Source organism: Mycoplasma leonicaptivi ATCC 49890, assembly GCF_000622205.1.
GTDB classification, from domain to species: domain Bacteria; phylum Bacillota_I; class Bacilli_A; order Mycoplasmatales; family Metamycoplasmataceae; genus Mycoplasmopsis; species Mycoplasmopsis leonicaptivi.
This window is the reverse complement of the sequence record NZ_JHWE01000011.1, coordinates 1-23,773: the sequence shown is the minus strand read 5'-3', so window position 1 is coordinate 23,773 and position 23,773 is coordinate 1. Positions and strand designations below refer to the sequence as shown.

Here is a 23,773-nt window from a genome sequence, read left to right as displayed (position 1 = left end):
ATTTGGATACATATATTTTTCATCATCGCTAGTTTTTAGAACTCTTCCTACTGCAACTTTTGTTTCTTTATAATACTTTTTTTCTTTTATGTACTCTCTTTTTGTGACAACTTGAACATATCAAGCGTTTTTTCTTTTACTTATTTTTGCGCCAGTTGGTATTAAAACTTTTTTAAATTTTTCTATCATAAAATGTCCTTTTTTTATTAGTATAAGTATTATACTAAATTATTTTAAAAAACAAAATAAAAAAATATTTTTTTTATAAATTTTTGGTAAAAAACGCACTTTTAAAAAGTAAAAGTGCGTTAGTATAATAAATTACTGAAAGTTTAAATTTTAATATTGTTTTTTATTTATTTTTAAATTTAATTTATAATTTAAATAATAAATAATCGATATATACTTTATTTAATTATATTATTTAGGAGAAAAATGTTAGAAATACAAAATTTAAGTAAAATTTTTAGTGATAAAAAACTTTTTGAAGGTGTTAATTTAAAGTTTACAGAAGGAAATACATATGGTATCATAGGTGCAAATGGTGCTGGCAAATCAACATTTTTAAAAATTATTTCAGGTCAAATTGAACCTACATCAGGTCAAATTATAAGAGAAAAAAATAAACGTATTTCTGTTTTATCACAAGATCATAATGCTTATGATGATTATGATGTAACAGAAGTTGTTATAATGGGAAACACAGATCTTTTCGCGGTTAAACAAGAAAAAGATGCTATATATGCTAATCCGGAAGCTACTATGGATGATTATACACGTGCAGGTGAGTTAGAAGAAAAATTTGGTGAACTTGGGGGTTGAACAGCAGAAAATGATGCACAAGAATTACTAAGCAATTTATCAATACCAAAAGATAAATGAAATGTCAAAATGAGTGAATTAACTGCTAATCAAAAAATTAAAGTTCTTTTAGCGAAAGCGCTTTTTGGAAATCCTGATATTTTAATTATGGATGAGCCAACTAACCACCTTGATTTACGTTCAATAAGATGATTAGAAAACTTTTTAATTGACTATGAAAATGTAGTTATTGTAGTTAGCCATGATAGTGACTTTTTAGATGCTATTTGTACTCATATTATTGATATTGATTATAATGAAGCAAAAATTTATACTGGAAACTATTCATTTTGAAAACAATCATCAGAATTAGCGCGTGAAATGATGAAACAAAGCAATCTTAAAAAAGAAGCACAAATGGATAAACTTAAAGAGTTTATTGCAAGATTTAGTGCTAATGCCTCAAAATCTAAACAAGCAACTTCCAGAAAAAAAGCACTAGAAAAAATTACATTAGATGAAATTAAACCTTCAAATAGAAAATATCCATTTGTCAGATGAGAAATGAATAGAGATCACGGAAAACAAATTTTAAATGTTGAAGGTTTAACATACAAAAATGAATCAGGTGAAATTTTATTCGAAAACATTTCTTTTTCATTAAGACCAGGTGAAAAAATGGTTATTGTTGGAGATGATGATATTGCCAAAACAAGGTTATTAGAATGTTTAATGGGTATAAAAAAACCTTTTTCAGGTACCATCGAATGAGGACAAACAATTACACCAAGTTATTTCCCAAATGATAACGCTTCATATTTTAATACAAATGAAACAATATTAGAATGGATTTCAAAATGACCATTAGAAAATAAAGAAAAAGAAAATCGTGAAAATGATGATGCTAGAATGCGTGGTTTTTTAGGTAGAATGCTTTTTAGTGCAGATACTGTTTTTAAAAAAGTTAATGTAACAAGTGGGGGTGAAAAAGCACGTTTAATGTTTTCTAGAATGATGCTTTTAGAATCTAACTTTTTAGTTTTAGATCAACCATTAGACCACTTAGACACAGAAAGCATTGACTCAGTTATTGAAGGTTTAACTTCATATAAAGGTGGTGCAATTTTTACAACATATAATAGGGCATTTGTAAATCAATGTGCTGATGTTATTTTAGAATTACAATCTCCTACAAAAAGTTTTATATTCAGAGGTTCTCTTGAAGAATACGAAGAAATTATGTCAGAATAATATTTTTAGGTAAATGTATTAAGGATTAAATAAAATGAATAGATTTTTTGTTTTTGAAAAAGAAGAAGATCACTTTATTTTAAATAAGGATATATTAAAACATTTAAAAGTGTTAAGAATTGAAGAAGAACCTTTTATTTGTGTATTTAATAGTGAATTTTACATTTGTAAACTTGATAATCAAAAAGCAAAAATTATTAAAAAATTACAAGAAAATCATGAATTTGCATTTGAAGTAGTTCTTGCTCCTGCTTTAATAAAATATGAAAGATTTGAATGATTATTACAAAAAGCTGTTGAACTAGGTGTTAGTAAAATACAACCAATTATTACAGATTTTACTAATGGTGAATTATATAAGTATCATAAATTTGAAAAGAAATACGAAAGATTTTTAAGTATTTTACAAAATGCTGCAGAACAGTCTTTTAGAAATATAATCCCAATTCTTGAAAAACCAATAATTTTCACAGATATTTTTGAAAAATATAGTCACAAAAAAATCTTAGCTCATGAAAAAATAAATTTTTCAAAAAGCATCTCAGATGATATTAATGAAAATGTACTTTTTTTAGTTGGGCCTGAAGGTGGTTTTTCAGACAAAGAAGTTAATCTAGCAATACAAAATAATGTTGAATTAGTTTCACTTGGTAAAAGGATTTTAAGAGCAGAAACAGCAAGTTTATATTTATTGTCAAAAATAAAATTATAAAAATTAAAAAGTCGTAATAAATTTTAATTTAGTACGACTTTTCTTGTTTATTTTGCAAAGTAAATATTTATTGCAAAATGACAAAATTAAGATGAATGGAGGTGTGACAAAATTGAGGTTATTTAATAGAAATTTTAGTTTTATTATATAACTGTTATATAATTAAATACAAGGACAGAGGTACTTATTTTTATAGGTTGAGAAATACTCTTATTAGCTGATCTGGATAATACCAGCGTAGCGAGTCATTTTTTTCTTTTCTGTCCGAAAAGAAAGGAATATGAAAAAAATAAAATATATTTTTGCTACCACAACACCAATCACTTTTTTTGGTTCGAGTTTAGTAGCAAGTTCTTGCTCACAAGAACAAGAAAAGAGTGAAATTAAACTTAGGATATATGCACCATATTCTAATGAAACACAAAAAGAAGAATTTAAAAAATCTTTTAATGAAAAATTAAAAGAAAAAGAAAATAATTTCAAAATTAATTTTGATTTTTCAACAAGTGATGATTACCTATCTAATGTTAATGCAATAAGTAATAATGAAATAGATTTTGCATTTGTTTCATCTGGTGCAATTTTAGATAAAGAAGATGAAATCAAAGAATTAGGTCTTAAATTAGGAATCCAAACACATGCTCGTTTATTTAAAGGTTCTTTAAATGAAAATAATGAAAAATATTCTGATGGTTCTAATTCTGATCCATTAGTTAAAATGGCAAAAAACCAGGAAGTTTTATTTAAAAAATATGAAAGATCTGAATGAAGTTCTAAAAATAATCCAAATAAATGAAATGGTAGTATTTTTGAAGAATTTTATGAAAATAACAAAAGCACACCATATCAAAGAGGAATGATTTACATAGTCGCAAATCAAGAAGATAAACAAAAAATTGAACAAGCTTGATTTAATAAAGATTTTAATAAATTTTTAAGTTTTGGTATTGGAATTGGAAAACCATCTTCTGGAAGTAAATACATTTTACCAGAAGCACTTTTTAAAAAACATTTTGGTTCTCAGTTTAAATCGTTTGCTGCACTTCAAACTGATCCACAAAAATCAAAAAATATTAAAGTAGCATCATTAAAAAACATTAATGATCAAGGTAATGATAAAATTAAAATATATTTTGATAATGAAGGAATTTATACCTGAACAAAAGTTAAAAATCCTGATAGTTTAACTCCTAAAAATAGTGATGTAAAAATATATTTTTTAACAACAACTGATGTTTTACCATATAATGTAGGTTTATTTAACAAATCTGTATCACAAGAACAAATTGATATTATTACATCCATTTTAATAGAATTATCACAAAGTAAGCAAGACTCAATAGGTATATCAAATGGTTTTGCTGGATATTCTAATATTTCAAAAAATCCAAAAGATTTTTGAAAAACAATAAATGAAACACTAAATAAATAATTATGATTAAATTTGAAAACACATCTCTAAACTATGATAAAAAAATCACAGTTTTAAAAAATATAGATTTAACTTTTGAAAAAGGAAAAATCTATGGTTTAATTGGTAAATCCGGTTGTGGAAAAACAACATTATTAAACTCTATTTTTAATTGAAATTTAATAAAAGAAGGTAATTTATATTTAGATTCAAATAATATTAAATTGATTAAAAATAAGAAAAAAATAAAAAATCAAATATCTTATATACAAGCACAAAGTAATTTAATTGATGAAATATCATTTTATGATAATTTTCTTTTGGTTTTCAAACACTACAAAAACTTTTTGTACAAATTTTTTAAAATTTTAACCAAAAATCAAAAAAAAGAATTGTTTAAAAATCTGCAGTTAGTTAATATGCACGAGTTTATTTTCAAAAATATTGGAGAATTATCTTCAGGGCAAAAACAAAGAATGCTTTTTGTTTTAAATAATATGCAAAAACCTAATATTTTATTGTGTGATGAACCTACAAGTAATTTAGATGAAATAAACACTAATTTAGTTTATCAAGAAATTATTAAAGAAAAACATGATAGAGTTACAATTATTGCAATTCATGATTTAAGTGCAGCTATAAAATATTGTGATGTATTAATAGCAATTAAAAACGGTAATATTGAAAAAGTATATGAAACTAAACCAAAAAACAAAAAGGAACTATTAGAATATTTTGACTTATAAACATTTTAATTCAACAATAAAAAAACAAAAAACTCTTAAATACTCACTTATATTTATATTATTAAGTTTTTTTATCTTTTGTTTAATATATTTATCTTTATTTAAATTTTATCCTAACTCATTTTTTGTTTTTATAAGAAATATAAAAAAACTTTTTTCATTTAATAGTAATGATACAAAAAATAATATAGAAAATTTATGAGTTTTAAATTTAAAACTCGCTTGAATATCCATTAAATATGTAGTTTCAGGCACTTTTTTAGGTTTGTTTATAGCTTTTTTTACTGCTTATTGAAATTCTACTAATTTATATAAGCATAAATTAGTACCATTAATTATTAAAATGCTTTTATTATTTTTAAGAAGTTTTCCAACTGTTATTTTTATTTTACTTTTTAAAAGTTCATTTGAAACTTATCTTGCCGCATTTGCAATTTTCTTCTGAGGCACATGATTATGAATGCACCGTTATTTTAGTGAAATAATAGAAAATTCTGACGTTAAGCAATTTTGAATTGATGTTAATTTAGGAACAAAAAGATTTAAAAGTTTTTACAAAAATATAGTTATAAATAATAAAAACAGATTTATAATGAATTCTATTTTGGCTTTTGAGTCGAATTTAAGGTGAAGTACTGTTTTAGGAACTATTGGAATTTATGGAATAGGTATTCTTTTTGATTTATATAAAAATAAATTTGAATACCTCGGAATTAGTTTGTTTTATATTGTTTTAATTGTTTTCTTACTTGAAATATTTATTGTTTTTTACAATAAATATTTATCTAAAAATAAATCCGTAATGACACAAAATATTAACTATAATAGAAATTTTAAATATTGATATAAAAAAGCAATTCTTTTTATTTTATATGCTTTTATTTTAGTTATTACAATTATTAGTTTAAGAGATCTTTTTACACAAAAAATAAATTTTTATGTAATAGGTAATTATTTTAAAAATATATTTAGACCAGATTTTAGTTATTTAAAAAATAATATTTGATTTTATTATCAAGATTATTTAGATATTTTTATTTTTACATATACATCAATAATAATTTCTTTTATTTTTTGTTATTTTACTTCTTTTATCATTGCTGAAAAATTCTTTTTCTGAAAAACAAGTGTATTTTCTAAATTTATTCTGGTTATAATAAAATCTATACCAATTTTGGTTTATTTTTCATTTTTTATTTCAATTTTTAATCAAAACACAGCACTTGTTTTAGGTTTAAGTATTGTAGCATATCGATCATTTGTTAAACAAATATCTGAAAAAATTAATTCTAAAACAAATAAAAACTGTGATATATTATCAAATTTAGGTTGGTCTAAATGAAAAATATATAAAATATATATTTTTCCACAATTACAAAATGATATTAAAGGAATAATTTCATTTGAGTTTGAATCGACATTTAGAAATGTAATAACATATGGTTTATTCACTTCTGTAATTTCAATACCAAATCATTTAAACCTATTTCAAGAAAGAACAGAATACACTAAAATTATCCCATTAATATTACCTGCAATGATATTTTTTATCTTATTAGAGACATTTTTTTGAATTTATAAAAATAATTATTTTAAAATTTGATTTAAAAAAATACAAAAAATATAAATTTTTGTATTTTTTTTATTGTTTAATTTAATTGGATATTAGTTAAAATTTATAAAATAAATTGTCAATAAAATAAAGTTTTTTATTTTAGATTTATCTGTGTAGAATACAAATACAGCTCTATATAAATTATTACCATAAAAATAAAAAAAACAAAATTTTTTTGCTATAATTTAAATACTTTTATAAGGTTTTACTTTTCTAAATTTTATAGAAAATCTTTTTAGTAAAATTTTTTATAAAAGTTTTTTATTTTTTTAACACTTCAGAAAGGATTATATGGAGCAAAACAAAGGAAAATATAAAATCCGTAAATTCGGTCCTAAAACAGAAAGAAGAGATTATTCAGTTACAAAATATACACTACCATTAACTGATTTACTCCAGACAAGTAAAGATAGTTTTGAACACTTTATGAAAAAAAGAATTCATGAAGTTTTACAAGAGGTGTATCCAATCACAACTGGTAATGTAAAACTTGATTATGTAAAGGGTTCATTAACAATTGAATATCCATTCAAAAAAATTACAAGCGAAAGTGAAGAAATTAACAAATGTAAGGCTAAAGGGATTAATTTTAGTTCTAAAATTTATATAGATTTACAAATAGAAAATATGCAAACAGGAGAACTTAAAAACGATAAGGTTCTTCTTGGTGAAATACCATATATGACTTCTGGTGGAAGTTTTATTATAAATGGAAGTGAAAAGGTTATTGTTAGTCAGTTAATTCGTTCACCAGGTGCTTACTTTGGTCTTGGAGTGCGTAACAAACAATCTGATGATCTTTTCAATAAACTTGAAATCTTACCAAGAGTTGGTACATGATTAGAAGTTTCACATAAAGTTACATCAACAAACCTTGATGCTGTAAAAGTTAAAATTGATAAAAACAAAACTATTCAACTTGGTACATTTTTATCATCTTTTGGTTTAACAACCAAAGCTATTAAAAAACTTTTTGGTAACTCAGAATTACTTGAAGAAACACTTAAAAAAGATAAAATTCTTTCAAATATTGCAGAGGAAGTTGATTATAATGATTTGATAAATATCTGTCAAGAGGAAATCTTTAGAACTATAAGAAAAGGTGATAGAGATACAGTTGATGCTAAAAAATCATTAATATCAAATATGCTTTTTGATAGAAGAAGATACAACTTATCTGAAACCGGTCGTTATATGCTAAACAAAAAATTATCACTTGTTGATCGTATAACAAACACATATTTAGCACAAGATATTAAATCAAAAACAAATGAAGTTATTTATGAAAAAGGTATGTTTATAACTTTTGATTTAGCTAAAAAAATACAAGCATTATTTGATGAAGGTGTATGTGCAACAGAAAAAATTGAGGAACTAAATCCAGAACACATTTACTATAAACTTTACAAATATGATAATTCAAATCCACACAGTAATACTGGAAATGTAGAATTAAGAAGAAGAAATAGAGTTGTTAAGGTAAAAGTTTATCCTTCTAAAAAATGAATGGATACAAAACCTGGTGAACCAGTTATTGTTTTAGGTAATGATCCAAAATCAGTTGAACATCATTTATTAATTTCTGACATAATTGCAGCAATAAGTTACTACTTTAACTTAGTTGAAGGTGTCGGACAAGACGATGATCCGGACTCATTAACAAATAAACGTATTGTTTCTGTTGGTGAATTAATGGAAGCACAACTTGTAATGTCTTTAACAAAATTAGAAAAAGCAACAAAAGAAAGAATTGGTTCAAAGGATATTAATAAAGTAACAGCGAAAAATGTTACAAACAATAAATTAATAACAACACAATTCAAATCTTTCTTTAATACTTCAAAACTTTCACAATTTATGGATCAAATTAATCCATTATCTGAAGTTTCAAATAAACGTCGTGTTACATCTTTAGGACCTGGTGGTCTTAGTCGTGATACTGCCCAATTTGAAGTTCGGGATGTTCACTCAACTCACTACGGAAGAATTTGTCCAATTGAAACACCAGAAGGTCTTAACATTGGTTTGATTTTAAACTTTGCCACATATGCTCAAGTGGATGAACGTGGGTTTTTAAAAACTCCATACTTTAAAGTAAATAATGGTGTTGTAGATTACAATGATGTAAGATACTTAACAGCCTCAGAAGAACTAGGATATTCTATTGCTCAATCTTCTGTACATTTAGATGATAATAATAAAATAACTGATGAAGTCTTAACAATCAAACGTGATTATACATATGTAACTGGTACTTCTAGTGAAGTTGACTTTATAGAGGTTGCTTCAAAACAAATAGTTTCTGTTGCTGCTGCTGGTATTCCATTCTTAGAAAACGATGATGCCAACCGTGCACTTATGGGTGCAAATATGCAACGTCAAGCTGTTCCACTTTTACAAACAGAAGCACCTTTTATTGCAACTGGTATTGAAACAGAAATTGCAAAATATTCTTCATATAACTTAGTCGCAAAAAACGCAGGTGTTGTTTCTCATGTGGAAGGTTCAAAAATTCATGTTGTAAGACATGAAAGTGGTGTAACTGATAAATATACTTTAAGAAACTTTGAAAGAAGTAACCAAGGAACAATCATTCAACAAAAACCACTTGTAAGAGTTGGAGATGTTGTTGAAGCTGGTGATTTATTAACAGATGGTTCATCATTTAGTAATGGTGAATTAGCACTCGGAAAAAACGTTTTAGTTGGATTTACAACATGAAACGGTTATAACTTTGAGGATGCTGTTATCATCAATGAAAAACTTGTTAAAGGAGATGTTTTTACTTCTATTCATATCGAAGAACAAATTATTCAATTTAGAACTTCTAGAGCAGGAAATGATGAATTAACTGCTGAAATACCAAATGCTTCTAAATATTCTTTACGTCATCTTGATGAAAACGGAATTGTTAAAGTAGGTTCAGAAGTTTTACCTGGTGATGTTTTAGTTGGTCGTACTTCTCCAAAAGGTGAAGAAAATCCTTCTCAAGAAGAAAAAATGCTTTATTCAATTTTAGGTACTCGTTCTTCAACAAACAAAGACACATCATTAAAAGTTAAAAACGGTCATGGTGGTACAATAACACACGTTGAAATTCTTTCAAGAGAAAAAGGCGATGTTATGGAAGAAGGAATTGATAAAATTATTAAAGTGTCAATTGCTCAAAAGCGTAAAATCAAGGTTGGCGATAAAATGGCTGGTCGTCATGGAAATAAAGGTGTTATCTCTATTGTTTTACCAGAAGAAGATATGCCACACTTAGAAGATGGAACACCATTGGATATTATGCTAAATCCTCAAGGGGTTCCTTCACGTATGAATATTGGGCAAATTCTTGAATTACACTTAGGAATGGCTGCTAAAAAACTTGGTGTAAAATTTGTTGCTCCTTCATTTGATGGTGTTAAAAAACCTGATATTGAAGCAGCCTTAGAAGAAGCTGGCTTAGATAAAACAGGAAAACAAATTTTAATTGATCCTATTACAGGTAATAAATTTGATAAACCTATATCAGTTGGTGTTATGTATATGTTAAAACTTAATCACATGGTTGATGATAAAATGCATGCTCGTTCAGTTGGTCCATATTCATTAATTACACAACAACCATTAGGGGGTAAATCTCAAAATGGTGGTCAAAGATTTGGAGAGATGGAAACTTGAGCACTTGAATCATATGGCGCAACTAACGTTTTACAAGAAATTTTAACTTATAAATCAGATGATATTAAAGGTCGTAATGAACTTTATAATGCTCTTGCTAATGGTAAGGAAATTCCAGTTCCAAGTGTTCCAGAATCGTTTAATGTTTTAAGTCATGAAGTAAGAGGTCTTGCGATGAAACTTGAACCTGTTTATGAAAATGATTTAAATGAAACATATAGAGATCTTTCATCAGAAGAGTTATATCAATTCGAAAACAATATAGGAGGTGATAGTGAATAATAAAATTAAGGGAAAACAAAATATTAAAAAAATAATTCTTTCACTTGCTACAAGAGAAGATGTTAGAAGTTGATCTTCTGGTGAAGTTACAAAACCAGAAACAATTAACTATAAAACTTATAAACCAGAAAAAGATGGTTTATTTGATGAACTTATTTTTGGTCCAGTTGTTGATTATAAATGTCCTGTGTGTTCAACAAAATACAAAAAAAGCGATGCAAACACAAGATGTACTAAAACTCAACAATGTAAAAAGTACCAACCTGAAATCCTTCCTAAAATTTCAAGAAGAAGTAGAATGGGGCACATTAAATTACACAATCCTGTTGTACACTTCTGATTCTTTAAAATTGATCATTCAGTTATTTCTAACTTATTAGGATTAAGAGTTGATGAATCTTCAAATAAACAAAGTATCACAAAATCTGACTTAGAAAAATTAATTTATTATAAATCACATATTGTTTTAGAAAGCGGACAACTTAAATCATTAAAGAAAAATACAATTATCGATATAAATGAAGCAGCTATTATTTATGAACGTGCTCTTAAGGAATTATTAGAGTTAAATAGCGATGATGAAGATGCAGTTGAAGATATTCAAGAAGCGCTTGAAGAACTTGTGGATTATGCACAATCACAAGATGGAAAAGACTTCGGGATTGATTTTTATCAATATAATGATATTATTTCTGAATATTCTGATGCTGTAATTGGTACTGGTTCAAAAGCTATTGAATACTTACTTGAACATCTTGATCTTGAAAAAGAAAGAGATTTTGTTCAAGGACAAATTGATGAAATCAATATGGATATTGAAAATTCATTTGATGCACCAACTTCTAAACTTCAAACAAGACAAAAATTATATAAACGTTTAAATATAATTTCTTCATTTATTAGATCTAAGCAAAAACCAACAGATATGTTAATTTATGATTTACCTGTTATTCCTGCTGATTTAAGACCTCTTGTGCAATTAGATGGAGGTCGTCACTCAACTTCTGATATAAATGAACTTTATCGTCGTATTATTATAAGAAATAATCGTCTTGCAAAATGAGATGAAACAGATGCACCGATGTTAATTAAACAAAATGAATACCGTATGATTCAAGAAGCAGTTGATGCTTTAATTGATAACGGTCGTAAAAAACCTGCTCCAGTTTCATCAAGAGATAATCATCCACTAAAATCTATTTCAGACGGTCTTACAGGTAAAAAAGGACGTTTTCGTCAAAACTTACTTGGTAAACGTGTAGACTATTCAGCACGTAGTGTTATTGTTGGTGGTCCATCCCTTAAAATGTATGAAGTTGGTGTACCACGTGATATTGCAGCTAAACTTTTTGAACCTTGAATTATTAGAGAACTTGTTCAAAACGAATCAGATATAACAAGTATTAAAACTGCTAAAAAACTTATTGAAAATCTTGATCCAAGAATTTGACCATATGTTGAAAAAGCAATTCAAAATAGACCAGTATTATTAAACCGTGCTCCTACATTACACCGTCTTTCAATTCAAACCTTCCAACCTGTGTTAATTCGTTCAAAAGCTATTAAATTACACCCATTAGTAACAACTGCATTTAACGCTGACTTCGATGGTGACCAGATGGCTATTCACGTTCCAATTTCAGAACAAGCAGTTCGTGAAGTGCAAGAATTAATGCTTGCTTCTAAAAATATTCTTGGACCAAAAGATGGTGAGCCGATTATTAACCCTTCACAGGATATGATATTAGGTATTTATTATCTAACAATTGAAAAATCTGCACAAAACTCAAATATTAAAGGTGAAGGAAATTATTATTCAACAATTGAAGAAATGAAATTAGCTTACGAAAGAGGTTATGTTTCATTGCACGCAAGAGTTATTTTACCTATTAAAGCAATTAATAAACCAAAAATTGAAAAACAAACTAACAAACCATATATAGTCTCAACTGTTGGTAAATTTATTTTTAATAGTGTTTTACCAAAAGATTTTGAATTTGTATTTGGTAAATATGTAGAAGCAACACACTCAATTGATGCAAATGGTAATAAGAAAACTACAGAACGTGAAGTAATTCATACATCTGCAAATGATTTAGAGAGATATACATTCTCTTATGGTGAAAACTTTAGAGAAATTATCAAAGATATGTCTTTAAATACTGCATTAGGTAAAAAAGATATAGCAAAAATTATTAGAAAAATTTATGAAGAATACGTTGCTGTTGTAACAATTGAAGATATTTCAAATATTATTAATGGTGTTAATAAACTTAATTACACAGATCAATTATATGAATGTGAAAATTTAATTGATTATAAAGGTAATAAAATTTCTCCAATACATGCTTCATTAATTCATTCATTTATTACAGAAGAGTTTGAAAAAATTAACTTTAAATTTAAACCAAATGAAAGAACAAGCAATCAACAAGATTGAAACAAAGAAGATTATATTGAAGCCCTTGAAAAAGTTTGATTTAACTACTCTAATTATGTTTCAACAATACTTGATAACATTAAAGATTTAGGATTTAAATATTCAACTATTTCTGGTACTACTATTTCAATGAGTGATGTTAAGACACTTGATTCAACTCAAAGTTTTATTGATGAAGGTGATAAATATACTGCTCAATTATGAGAATATTTTGAAAATGGATATTTAACAGATGATGAGCGTTATAAATTAACAATTGAGAAATGAACAAAAGTTAAAGAACAAATTGAAAAATCATTAAAAGAGATTACTAAGACAGATTTAGATAATCCATTATTTATGATGATGACTTCTGGTGCTCGTGGTAACTCATCTAACTTTACTCAGTTAGCTGGTATGCGTGGTTTGATGAGCAACAACACTAAAGTGTTAAAAGCCGATGCCGAAAATGATCGTGTGGTTCGTTCAACAATTGAAATTCCAGTTAAATCTTCATTCCTTGGCGGACTTAGTGCTTATGAGTTTTATTCTTCAACACATGGTGCTCGTAAAGGGCTTACAGATACTGCACTTAACACTGCTAAGTCAGGTTACTTAACACGTAGACTTGTTGATGTTGCTCAAAGTATTGTTGTACGTGAAGATGATTGTGGTTCTGATTTTGGTTTTGTTGTTAAAGCAATTAAGGATACAAAAACAGACACAATTATCGAATCATTATGAGAAAGAATTGAAGGAAGATATACAAATAAAGCAATTTATGACAATAATGGTAATTTAGTGGTTGGAAGTTGTGAATTAATAACTCCTGAGATTGCTGATAAAATTACTAAAGAATTAAATCTTGAAACAGTTGAAATCCGTTCAGTGCTTTCTTGTCATACAAAGAATGGTGTATGTAAAATTTGTTATGGTAAAGATCTTGCTTCAAACCGTGTTGTAAATATTGGTGAAGCTGTTGGTATTGTTGCTGCTCAATCTATTGGTGAACCTGGAACTCAGTTAACTATGCGTACATTCCATACAGGAGGGGTTGCTGGTGTTGAAGATATTACAGGTGGATTTGGTAGACTTATTGAGCTAATCGATGCTTTTGACAATCCATGAGGTCGTCCTGCTGAAATTTCAAAATGACACGGTGTTGTAACAAACATTGAACAAGCAATTGATAAAGAAACACAAAAAGAAACAGAACACACATTAGTAACAATTGCAAGAAAAGATATAATGGGAACAGAAATTTATGAAACTGTTACAGGTAGAATTTCTCAAAAACTTCGTGTTAAAATTGGTGATGCTGTTGTACCAGGTCAAAAAATCTTTGAAGGACCAATTGTTTTAAATCAGTTATTAAACGCTACTGATGCAAGAACAGTACAAAACTACTTATTAAAAGAAATTCAAAGACTATACCGTTTACAAGGTATTACAATTGCTGATAAATATATTGAAATTATTATTTCACAAATGTTATCAAAAATCATTATTTCTGACCCTGGAGACTCACACTTCTTTAGTAGTGCATTAGTTGATACATATGTATACCAAAGAGAAAATGCAAAACTTATTTCAGAAGGAAAAAGACCTGCTTATGGTAAGGTCAAAATTTCTGGTGCTAAATCAATACCATTATTATCATCATCATTCTTATCAGCTGCTTCATTCCAAGAAACAGCTAAAATTCTTGTTAATTCATCAGTTGGAAAAAGAGTTGATTTACTTGAAGGACTTAAAGAAAATATTATTTTAGGTCAAAAAATCCCAGCTGGAACAAACTCAAATTACGAATTAAAAGGTAAATATGATATTCGTCCATTTGCTTCATATTTCCCTACTAAAATTTGAGGTAATCAAGAATTACAACAACAAGTTGTTGCGGATGATTCTGATTTTTCAATCGAAGAACATACAGCAGATAGTGAAATACTAGATTTTGCTGGTATCGTAACACAAAATGAAATGAATGATAGTCATTCTGATGATGAATATGATTCAGGTGATGAATATTAAAAATATGCCTAACGGGCATATTTTTTGTACCTTTAAAGCAAATCAATATTGCATTTTAGTTTATAATATAAATATGAATTTAGAAGAAATTTTCACAATGCAAAAAAAATTAGATATACACATTGATAAAAAAAGACAAATTACTAATCCACAAATTGATAAACAAAGTTTATTAACACAACGCCTTTTAGCACTAATTGTTGAAGCAAGTGAATTTGTTAATGAAGTACAAAGTTTTAAATATTGAAAGCAAAATAAAAATATTAATCATAAAGCAATTAAAGAAGAATTTGCAGATTTGTTACATTTTTTTATCACACTTGGTTATGAAAATAATATTCCAACAAACATTGAACCAAAAATTGTTGATATAGATATCAATAAGCAATTCAAAGAATTGTTTATTGCTATTTCTAATATTTTGCAAAATTGTAATTATCAAACAGTATATTATGCTTTTTCAATTGCATTAGGATGTTTTGATTTATTAGGTTTTACATACGCTGAAATGTTTCAAGCGTATTTTGAAAAAAATCAAAAAAACTACAAAAGACTGTCAACAAATTATTAAAATGATATAATATTTTTATGCCCTAGTGGTGAAATTGGCAGACACTGCGGACTCAAAATCCGCCGGAGAAATCCATGCAGGTTCAAGTCCTGTCTGGGGCACCATATCAAATTATTGTAAAATTTTCCTAATATAAAAAAATTCAGGATATTCCCTGAATTTTTTTATACTGTAATTAATGAAATAACTTCAACAGAAGCATCTATGAGTTTTCTTCCGTTTAATTCTGATAATTCCATTAATACAACTATTTTTTCAACAATAACACCTTGTGATTGAAGTAATTTAACAATTGCGTTTAATGTTCCACCAGTTGCTAAAACATCATCAACAATAACTGCTTTTTGACCTTTTTTAACAAAACCTTTTTGTAGTTCTAATTGATTTGAACCATATTCTAAATCATAAGACATTGATATTACTTCACCAGGAAGTTTATTAGGTTTTCTGACCATAATAAAAGGTTTTTTTAAAAACGCAGCAGCCGGTGTTCCAAAAAGAAAACCACGAGCATCAGGCCCTACAATAATGTCTGTATCTTTTGCAATTTCTGCAATTTTATTAATAGTGTAGTTTAATGCTTCGCCATTTGCTAAAAGTGGGGAAATATCTTTAAATAATACACCTTTTTTAGGAAAATCTTGAACGTCTCTTATTAATTTTTTTATATCCATATTTAAATTATAAATTATTTTTAATTTATATTTTATATTTTATAAGCAAATTATGATGGTATATCACAACCGTTAAAAGGTTCAAGAGCAAAAGACATTAATTTGATTTTTTGTAGTTTGCTTTCAGATATAAAATCAAAAGAATCAATTAAATATGTTATATCTAATATATTCCCATCAAGTTTTGTAAGTCTAAAAATTGTTTTAGCATTTGCAATAATTTCTGCAAAGTTTTTATTTTCTTGCGCTTGTGATTTATCTTGTTTAAATAATTGTTGAATTTTATTAAATGCATGTGTTTTTATTTCATCTGTATCTAAAAACTTTTTACTGCTTAAAAATTTAAACATATAAAAAGAAAAGTTTTCTGCAACTTCTTTAAAACGATCATTACGTGTAAAGTAGTTTGTTGTTAATTGCTGATAATTTTCTGTATTTTCATCTAAAACAACTTTAAATATTTTTAAAAAAGCATTGTAAATTGAAACAACATCAAATGATCATGAGTTGTTTCCATATAAATTATCTTTTATTTCTTGGTAAGTAAAAAATTCCATTTAACCTCTTTCTAATTTTTGAATTTGTTCTTTGATTTCTTGCGCCTTATCATATTCTCTATTTTTTGCAAATCTTAACATTTGTGTTTCTAATTGTTTAATTTTATCCTCAATATCTAAAACTTCATCTTCAATTGGTAAAAACTTTTTCTTGTTTTTTCTTAATACTGCGTTTGCGGCATTTATAAAATCATGTCCTTCTATTGATTCATTTATTTTTTTAATAATTGTTTGAGGTATGATTCCATTATCTGTATTAAACTTGATTTGAATCTCGCGTTTAATTTTGTTATCTTCAATACATTTTTCCATTGCTGGTGAAATTGTATCAGCATATAATATAGCTTTACCATTTGCATTTCTTGAAGCACGACCTACTATTTGAACTAAACTTGCAAAATCTCTTGAAAAACCACCCTTATCAGCATCAACAATCATAACAATTGACACTTCTGGTATATCTATACCTTCTCTTAAAAGACCAACACCTATTATAACTTCATAAATACCAAGTCTTAGTTTTCTTATAATTTCATTTCGTTCAAATGTTTTATGATCAGAGTGCATATATGTAGCTTTTATTTTACGTTTTTGTAAATATTCTGATAGTTTTTCTGCTGATTCTTTTGTAACTGTTAAAATGATAGTTTTTTCTTTATTTTCTCTTTGTTTGATTAAAGTATCAAAAATATGCTCAATTTGATTGGTGCTCGGTTTTACTTCGATAACCGGATCAACAAGACCAGTTGGTCTAATATACATTTTTGTTAAATTTGAACCAACTCTTTCTAATTCATATTTATTTGGAGTAGCTGAAACATAAATTCTTTGGAATTTGAAATGTTTTTCAAATTCATCAATTTTCAGTGGCCTATTTTCTATGGCTGATGGCAGTCTAAAACCATATTCAACTAAATTAGTTTTACGAGCATTGTCTCCACGCTCCATACCAGCAATTTGTCCCATTGTTTTATGTGATTCATCTATAACTAAAATTGCATCATTAGGGAAATAATCAAGTAATGTATAAGGTCTTTGACCAAAAGTTCTTCCATCAAGATACATTGAATAATTTTCAATCCCCTTACACATTTTAAACTCTTTTAAATCATGTATATCATTTAAGATTCTTTGCGATAAACGCTGGTGTTCTAAGAGTTTATTTTCTTTTTTAAAAAAATCTAGTTGGTCATTTAGTTCTTTTTCAATTAAAGGAATTATATTATCGTAAATTTGATTTGAAACAGCATAAGCATCACCAGGTGATAATAAGTAATTACTTTCTTTAGAAATAATATTTTTATTTAATGCATCTAATGTGGCAATTTCTTCAATTTCTTCACCAAAAAAACTAACTCTTATTTCTAAATTTTCTTGATCTGCAGGCCTAATTGAAACAACATCACCTTTAACAGCAAATTTTCCAGGTGTTAAATTAAAATCATTTCGCTCATATTTATTTAAAGTAAGTTTATATATAAAATTTTTAAATCCTATATTTTGCGAAACATAAAATCTAAAAAAACTTTCTTTATAAATTTCAGGATTTAATGCACCATATATAGCACTAACACTAGCAACAACAATAACATCTCTTCTGTTTAATAATGAATTAATTGTACTCATTCTCATTATTTCAATTTGTTCATTTGTTTTGGAATCTTTTTCAATATATGTATCAGATGAAGGAATATATGCTTCTGGTTGAAAATAATCAAAATATGAAATATAATATTCTACAGCATTATTTGGAAAAAATTCTTTCAATTCAGAATAAAGTTGGCTTGCTAAGGTTTTGTTATGTGATAAAAGTAAAATAGGTCTATTTAGTTCTTTTATAACATTTGCAATTGCAAATGTTTTACCAGAACCAGTAACACCTTCAAGCAAGACTTCTTGCACATTATTATTTATTGCATTAACAAGAAATTCAATTGATGCCGGTTGACCTCCTGCTGGCTTATATTGAGAATTTAGTTCAAAAATTTTCATTAATCAATTATATATAAATAAATTTCTAATTTTTTATTAAATTATCATAAATTTTAAACTTTTTATATATAATTAATTTAACAAAAATATATGGGGATTAGATGAAGTATAAAAGAATTTTAATAAAACTTTCTGGTGAAGGTTTTGCAAACAAAGAAAAGCATTTAGCAATTGATAATGAATTAGTTAAAAAAATTGCTCTACAACTTAAAGAGGTTGTTTCACAAGGTGTTGAAGTATCTATTGTTATTGGTGGAGGTAATTTCTGAAGAGGTGCATCTGCCGAAAAAAATGGTATTCCAAGAAATAGAGCAGATTATATTGGTATGCTAGCAACTGTAATGAATGGTTTAGCTTTAAGAAGTGGTTTTGAACTTGTTGGTTTAAAAGCCAGAGTGCAAAGTTCACTAAGTTTAGATCAAAAAGTTGCAGAAAACTATGTAAATGAAAAAACAATGAAATATCTAAAAGATGGAGAGGTTGTTATTTTTGTTGGTGGTACAGGTAGACCATACTTTACAACAGATACAGCAGCAACATTATACGCTTCTGAAATAGGAGCAGATGTTATTTTAATGGGTAAAAACGGAACAGATGGTGTTTATGATAGTGATCCAAGAAAAAACCCAAATGCAAAACGTTATGATAAAATCACATATGATGAAATGCTTGAAAGAAAACTACAAGTTATGGATTTAACTGCAACAAGTATGGCTAGAGATAATCATATCGATTTAATCGTATTTGATTTATTAGAAGAAGATTCAATTATAAAAGCATTACAAGGTTCAATTAATCATACGGAGGTTACAAATTAATGGAATTAGAATTATATTTAATGGAACTTGAAGATAAATGTGAAAAAGCTATTCAACATTATAAATTTGAAATATCAAAAATTTCAACAGGAAGAGCAAATCCACAACTTATTAAAGGAATCAAGGTAAATTATTACGATTCTTTAACACCACTTGAAGAAATTTCAAATATTTCTGTTCCTGAACCACAACAGTTGCTTATTAAACCTTATGATTTATTATCAGTAAAAGAAATTTATAAAGCAATTGAAAAAGCAAATTTAGGAATTCAACCAGTAGATGAAGGTAATCAAGTTCGTTTATCATTTCCAACTCTTACTACTCAAAAACGTAAAGAATACGTTAAAGTTTTAAAAGAACTTACCGAAGAAGCAAGAATTGGGATTAGAAATGCAAGACAAAGTATAAACAAAATCGTTAAAGATAATAAAGAAATCTCGGAAGATACACAAAAGATGTATTTAGACAAAATTCAAAAAAACATTGATTCACAAATGGGTAAAATTGACAAAATTTTCGATGAAAAAGAAAATGATTTAATGAATAATTAATTAAAAAACAGTTCATTTATTTGAACTGTTTTTTTTAACTAAATTAAGCAGCTGCTCTTTCTGCTCTTCTTACATTACGTGCATGTTCTCTAGATAATTTTTTAGCTCTTTTTTCTGCACGTAATTTATTTTTTAATCTAACAATTTTACGCATGTAATATCCTTTATATTTAATTTATTTTATAGTGTAATCATTTTACAATATTTTTTAAAAAATAAAAAAATTTTAGAACTTTAACAAAGAATGGTATAATTTAATCACAAATTTGCTGTCAAGCACTTGTGCTTGACATAAATCAAATAGGAGGTTCATATGGTAAAAATTAGATTAAAAAGAATGGGAAGTAAATTCAGACCTGTTTACAAAATTGTTGTTGCTGATGCAAGAGCTCCACGTGATGGTAAAATTATCGAAGCTTTAGGACATTACAATCCTTCTTCTAAAGAACTTGTTTTAAATAAAGAATTAGCAAGTAAATGAATATCATTAGGTGCAAAACCAACAACAACTGTTGCTAATTTATTAAAAAAATAATTTAATATAAAATGAAAATAAATTTCTTAACACTTTTTCCAAATTATTTTAAACCCTTAGTTGAAGAAAGTATTATTAGCAAAGCTATAGAAAAACAAATAATTGATATACAAACAATTGATTTTCGTAATTTTAGTAAAAATAAACACAGAAAAGTAGATGATGAAATATATGGTGGAGGTCATGGTTTATTGTTGCAAATTGAACCAATTGATCTTGCTCTTGAATCACTTCATAATAATGGTGGTTATAAAATTTTAGTTTCACCTCAGGGAAAAACGTTTAATCAAAAAATAGCTAATGAATTAGCAAAAAAAGACCAAATTACTTTTATTTGTGGAAGATATGAAGGTTTTGATGAAAGAATTATTTCACTTGTTGATGAAGAATTATCTATTGGTGATTTTGTTTTAACTGGTGGCGAATTACCAGCAATGGTTATGGCTGATAGTATAATTAGATTAGTTCCTAATGTTATTAAACAAGATTCATTTATTAATGATTCATTTCAAGGTGTTGGATTATTGGATTATGCACAATATACAAGACCAAGAGAATATAAAGGGTTAAAAGTTCCGGAAATTCTTTTTAGCGGAAATCATAAATTGATTGCTGAATGAAAAGAAAAATCACGTTGAGAAAAAACATTAAAAAATAGACCAGATATCATAGAAAGGATTAAAAATGAGAAATAAATTTTTAGAAATTGTTGAAAAACCACAACTTCGTTCAGATTTACCACAATTTACAACAGGAGATAATGTTAAAGTTCACGTTCGTATTCGTGAAGGTGAAAAAGAACGTATCCAGGTTTTTGAAGGATTAGTTATTTCTAAAAAAGAATCAGGTACAAGAGAAGTTTTTACAGTTAGAAAAATTTCTTATGGAATCGGAGTTGAAAGAACTTTTCCAGTTAATTCACCTTTAATTGCTCATATTGAAGTTTTACGTTCAAATAAAGTACGTAGAAAAAGATTATACTACATGAGAGATCGTAAAGGTAAAAACGCTCGTCTTAAAGAAATCAAAAGATAAATCAAATAATTCATTATTTGATTTTTTTACTTTTTTATTATACTCATATATAATATTGCAAAGTGAGGTAATATGCAAATATTTTTAAGTATATTAATGAATTTAACCTTTTTAGGTTTTGGATACATTGTGGGTTCATTAAATACTGCATTGTTATATGCAAAATTTTTTAAACAAAAAGATTTACGAGAATTTTATTCAAAAAATGCTGGTGCAACTAATTCACTACGTGTATATGGCAAAAAAGTCGCTCTTATTATTTTGTTAATAGATATAGCAAAAGTTGTTATATCAGTTTTACTAATGAAACTTATAGCACAAGGTGTTAATAATTCAATTCAATATGATATTGATAATACCTTAGGTTTCAAAGAAGTAAATAACCTAGAATCAAAACTATTTTTAATCCCTTTATTAAGCGGTTTAGGGGTAGTTATCGGACACACTTGACCAGTTTTCTTTAATTTAAAAGGCGGAAAAGGTGTGGCCTGTGGTATTGGATTAATTATTTCAATTAATATTATTATTTTTGTAATAGCAACAATTGTTTATTTTAGTATTTTATTTTGAAAAAAATATGTTTCTTTAGCAAGTATACTAACCTCTATTATTTTAATACCTTTTTGTTTTATACCTTGAATAACAGATTTACCTCTTGGGTGAATGAATGATCTTTCAGTTAATTATTTTTGAATAACAGGTTTAATATACTTATGTGTTGCAGGGTTGATTGTTTATAAACATATATCAAACATTAAATCATTATTAAATCATACAGAAAGAAAATTAAATTTATTTAGTAAAAAATAGGTGAAATCTATTTTATATAAAATATGGAGGTATATTTTGGCGTTCGATAACTCTAATATGAGTTTAAAAGATATTGAAGAAATTGAATATAAATATTTAATGAAATATTGATATTTTTTAAAATTTGTAGAAGAAGAAATTGTTTCAGGTATAAAATCAATGGATGATATTAAATCAGATTGATTTGGAAAATATGGAAATAAAGATGGCGGTATTTCTATTTTTGATGTTGGTTCTGAAAGAATTGTTTATGCATTGTTAAATGGTAAAATTGCAGGGAAACCAAATTCCGCACCTGTAAGTTCAGACTTATTTTTTGAAGTAGAAGATGCTTTTATTCATATTGATTTAAAAAGCGTAACAACTAACGACGGTATCGATGGTTTAGATAATGTGCGTGATTTTAATACAAGTATATTTATCGGTGAAAATCAAAATTCATACAAAGGTATAATAATAAAAAACGAAGGTAGGCCAAATCAATATTATGAGATTTATAAACCTAATTTACCAACTTTTTACTCAAAAAGTAATGGCGACAAAAAAATAACATTAACCTTCTTTATTTGTTTACTCAATAATTCTGTTACTAGAAAATGTGAATTAATATCAATAATGTGTCTCCCAAATGGTAAACTTGAAGACTATTATGGTTCAAGACCGTTAAAAGCAGGGAAAAATCATGGAAAAGCAAGATTTAATTTCAAAAATGTTTCAAAATTTGAATTACTGGATGGTGATAAAAAAAGAGTAAGGGTTATATATGTAAATCCTGATATGTCAGAATATTTAAAAAAACAATTAAATTTTTATATAGAAAACTTTAAAATAGATATAGAATAATTATTATTAAATTAAAAATAGTAGTATTTTTTTGCATAAAACTTGGGACTGTACGATATTTTGTGTAAACTCTCATAAACTTATTTTTGATAATAAGAGAATTGCGATAGCAAAACACAAATCTGGTCTAATTATAATAAAAAACCAAACAAAAAGCAAAAATAAAGGGGGACACAGAAATGACACAGTTATTTCTGTGTTTTCTTTTATAAAACAAAAGGAAGGGGGAGGGGTATACCCCTCGGGCTTCGCCCATAAAAATGAGCAAACATTTATCACACAAACAATGAGAATTTTGAATCAAAGAGTATTACAAAGCAAATAATAATTTTGCTAGTGAACAACTATTTTGAACTAATTTTTGTAATCAAAATAACATTAAATTTACTAAGCACGTAATTTATAGATTTAAACAAAAAATTAACTTGTATAATTTAAATATGAATTTAGATA

General features: G+C 26.6%; 20 protein-coding genes, 1 tRNA gene and 1 riboswitch. Of the genes, 17 read left to right on the top strand and 4 right to left on the bottom strand.

Annotated elements, in window-relative coordinates:
* Window positions 1–189: hypothetical protein (locus tag BU00_RS04405; RefSeq protein WP_036458793.1), on the bottom strand; the 189-nt coding region annotated here is incomplete at its 3' end.
* A 246-nt stretch (window positions 190–435) separates the two neighbouring features.
* Here BU00_RS04405 and BU00_RS0101065 point away from each other — a divergent pair.
* The 9 genes from BU00_RS0101065 (at window position 436) to BU00_RS0101025 (ending at window position 15,609) form a co-directional block, all read left to right on the top strand.
* Entirely contained in the window at window positions 436–2,052 is a 1,617-nt protein-coding gene (locus BU00_RS0101065) for an ABC-F family ATP-binding cassette domain-containing protein (protein ID WP_027121120.1), read from the top strand.
* Window positions 2,053–2,086: 34 nt separating this feature from the next.
* Window positions 2,087–2,764 carry a 16S rRNA (uracil(1498)-N(3))-methyltransferase gene (locus BU00_RS0101060; RefSeq protein WP_027121119.1) on the top strand — a complete coding sequence of 226 codons (678 nt, stop codon included), beginning with the start codon at window positions 2,087–2,089 and terminating at the stop codon, window positions 2,762–2,764.
* A 166-nt stretch (window positions 2,765–2,930) separates the two neighbouring features.
* Window positions 2,931–3,025: riboswitch (TPP riboswitch) on the top strand.
* Window positions 3,026–3,044: 19 nt separating this feature from the next.
* Window positions 3,045–4,196: an ABC transporter thiamine pyrophosphate-binding lipoprotein p37/Cypl gene (cypl, locus tag BU00_RS0101055; protein ID WP_027121118.1), complete on the top strand. Its 1,152-nt coding sequence runs from the start codon at window positions 3,045–3,047 to the stop codon at window positions 4,194–4,196.
* A gap of 2 nt (window positions 4,197–4,198) precedes the next feature.
* Entirely contained in the window at window positions 4,199–4,921 is a 723-nt protein-coding gene (locus BU00_RS0101050) for an ATP-binding cassette domain-containing protein (protein WP_051521833.1), read from the top strand.
* 343 nt (window positions 4,922–5,264) lie between these two features.
* Window positions 5,265–6,548 (top strand): ABC transporter permease, encoded by a 1,284-nt coding sequence (locus BU00_RS0101045; RefSeq protein WP_156926408.1) that lies wholly within the window; start codon window positions 5,265–5,267, stop codon window positions 6,546–6,548.
* A 279-nt stretch (window positions 6,549–6,827) separates the two neighbouring features.
* The gene (rpoB, locus tag BU00_RS0101040) at window positions 6,828–10,484 is read left to right on the top strand and encodes a DNA-directed RNA polymerase subunit beta (RefSeq protein ID WP_027121115.1); all 3,657 of its coding nucleotides are present in this window, start codon (window positions 6,828–6,830) and stop codon (window positions 10,482–10,484) included.
* The gene (locus BU00_RS0101035; protein WP_027121114.1) at window positions 10,477–14,934 is read left to right on the top strand and encodes a DNA-directed RNA polymerase subunit beta'; all 4,458 of its coding nucleotides are present in this window, start codon (window positions 10,477–10,479) and stop codon (window positions 14,932–14,934) included. The genes rpoB and BU00_RS0101035 overlap by 8 nt, the downstream gene beginning before the upstream one ends.
* 73 nt (window positions 14,935–15,007) lie before the next feature.
* On the top strand, window positions 15,008–15,505 hold the full coding sequence (locus BU00_RS0101030) for a dUTP diphosphatase (RefSeq protein WP_027121113.1): 498 nt from the start codon (window positions 15,008–15,010) through the stop codon (window positions 15,503–15,505).
* A 19-nt stretch (window positions 15,506–15,524) separates the two neighbouring features.
* A tRNA-Leu gene (locus tag BU00_RS0101025) sits at window positions 15,525–15,609 on the top strand.
* A 60-nt stretch (window positions 15,610–15,669) separates the two neighbouring features.
* On the opposite strand, the gene BU00_RS0101020 is transcribed toward BU00_RS0101025, so the two are convergent.
* Genes BU00_RS0101020 through uvrB form a run of 3 tightly spaced genes read right to left on the bottom strand, consistent with a single transcriptional unit; the run spans window position 15,670 to window position 18,728 of the window.
* Window positions 15,670–16,179 carry an adenine phosphoribosyltransferase gene (locus BU00_RS0101020; RefSeq protein WP_027121112.1) on the bottom strand — a complete coding sequence of 170 codons (510 nt, stop codon included), beginning with the start codon at window positions 16,177–16,179 and terminating at the stop codon, window positions 15,670–15,672.
* A 50-nt stretch (window positions 16,180–16,229) separates the two neighbouring features.
* The gene (locus BU00_RS0101015; protein ID WP_027121111.1) at window positions 16,230–16,736 is read right to left on the bottom strand and encodes a hypothetical protein; all 507 of its coding nucleotides are present in this window, start codon (window positions 16,734–16,736) and stop codon (window positions 16,230–16,232) included.
* A complete protein-coding gene (uvrB, locus tag BU00_RS0101010; protein ID WP_027121110.1) occupies window positions 16,737–18,728 on the bottom strand; it encodes an excinuclease ABC subunit UvrB in 1,992 nt (663 codons plus the stop codon).
* Window positions 18,729–18,829: 101 nt separating this feature from the next.
* On the opposite strand from uvrB, the gene pyrH reads away from it, so the two are divergent.
* The 8 genes from pyrH to BU00_RS04400 form a co-directional block, all read left to right on the top strand.
* A complete protein-coding gene (pyrH, locus tag BU00_RS0101005; protein ID WP_027121109.1) occupies window positions 18,830–19,546 on the top strand; it encodes a UMP kinase in 717 nt (238 codons plus the stop codon).
* The gene (frr, locus tag BU00_RS0101000) at window positions 19,546–20,097 is read left to right on the top strand and encodes a ribosome recycling factor (protein ID WP_027121108.1); all 552 of its coding nucleotides are present in this window, start codon (window positions 19,546–19,548) and stop codon (window positions 20,095–20,097) included. The genes pyrH and frr overlap by 1 nt, the downstream gene beginning before the upstream one ends.
* A gap of 313 nt (window positions 20,098–20,410) precedes the next feature.
* Window positions 20,411–20,632, top strand: a complete 222-nt coding sequence (rpsP, locus tag BU00_RS0100990) for a 30S ribosomal protein S16 (RefSeq protein ID WP_027121106.1) — start codon at window positions 20,411–20,413, stop codon at window positions 20,630–20,632.
* Window positions 20,633–20,643: 11 nt separating this feature from the next.
* A complete protein-coding gene (gene trmD, locus BU00_RS0100985; protein WP_027121105.1) occupies window positions 20,644–21,327 on the top strand; it encodes a tRNA (guanosine(37)-N1)-methyltransferase TrmD in 684 nt (227 codons plus the stop codon).
* Entirely contained in the window at window positions 21,317–21,667 is a 351-nt protein-coding gene (gene rplS / locus BU00_RS0100980) for a 50S ribosomal protein L19 (protein ID WP_027121104.1), read from the top strand. The genes trmD and rplS overlap by 11 nt, the downstream gene beginning before the upstream one ends.
* A 96-nt stretch (window positions 21,668–21,763) precedes the next feature.
* A complete protein-coding gene (plsY, locus tag BU00_RS0100975) occupies window positions 21,764–22,477 on the top strand; it encodes a glycerol-3-phosphate 1-O-acyltransferase PlsY (protein ID WP_245579601.1) in 714 nt (237 codons plus the stop codon).
* 57 nt (window positions 22,478–22,534) lie between these two features.
* A complete protein-coding gene (locus BU00_RS0100970; RefSeq protein ID WP_027121102.1) occupies window positions 22,535–23,320 on the top strand; it encodes a PDDEXK family nuclease in 786 nt (261 codons plus the stop codon).
* A gap of 260 nt (window positions 23,321–23,580) precedes the next feature.
* On the top strand, window positions 23,581–23,773 hold a 193-nt coding region (locus BU00_RS04400; RefSeq protein WP_036458788.1), incomplete at its 3' end, for a hypothetical protein.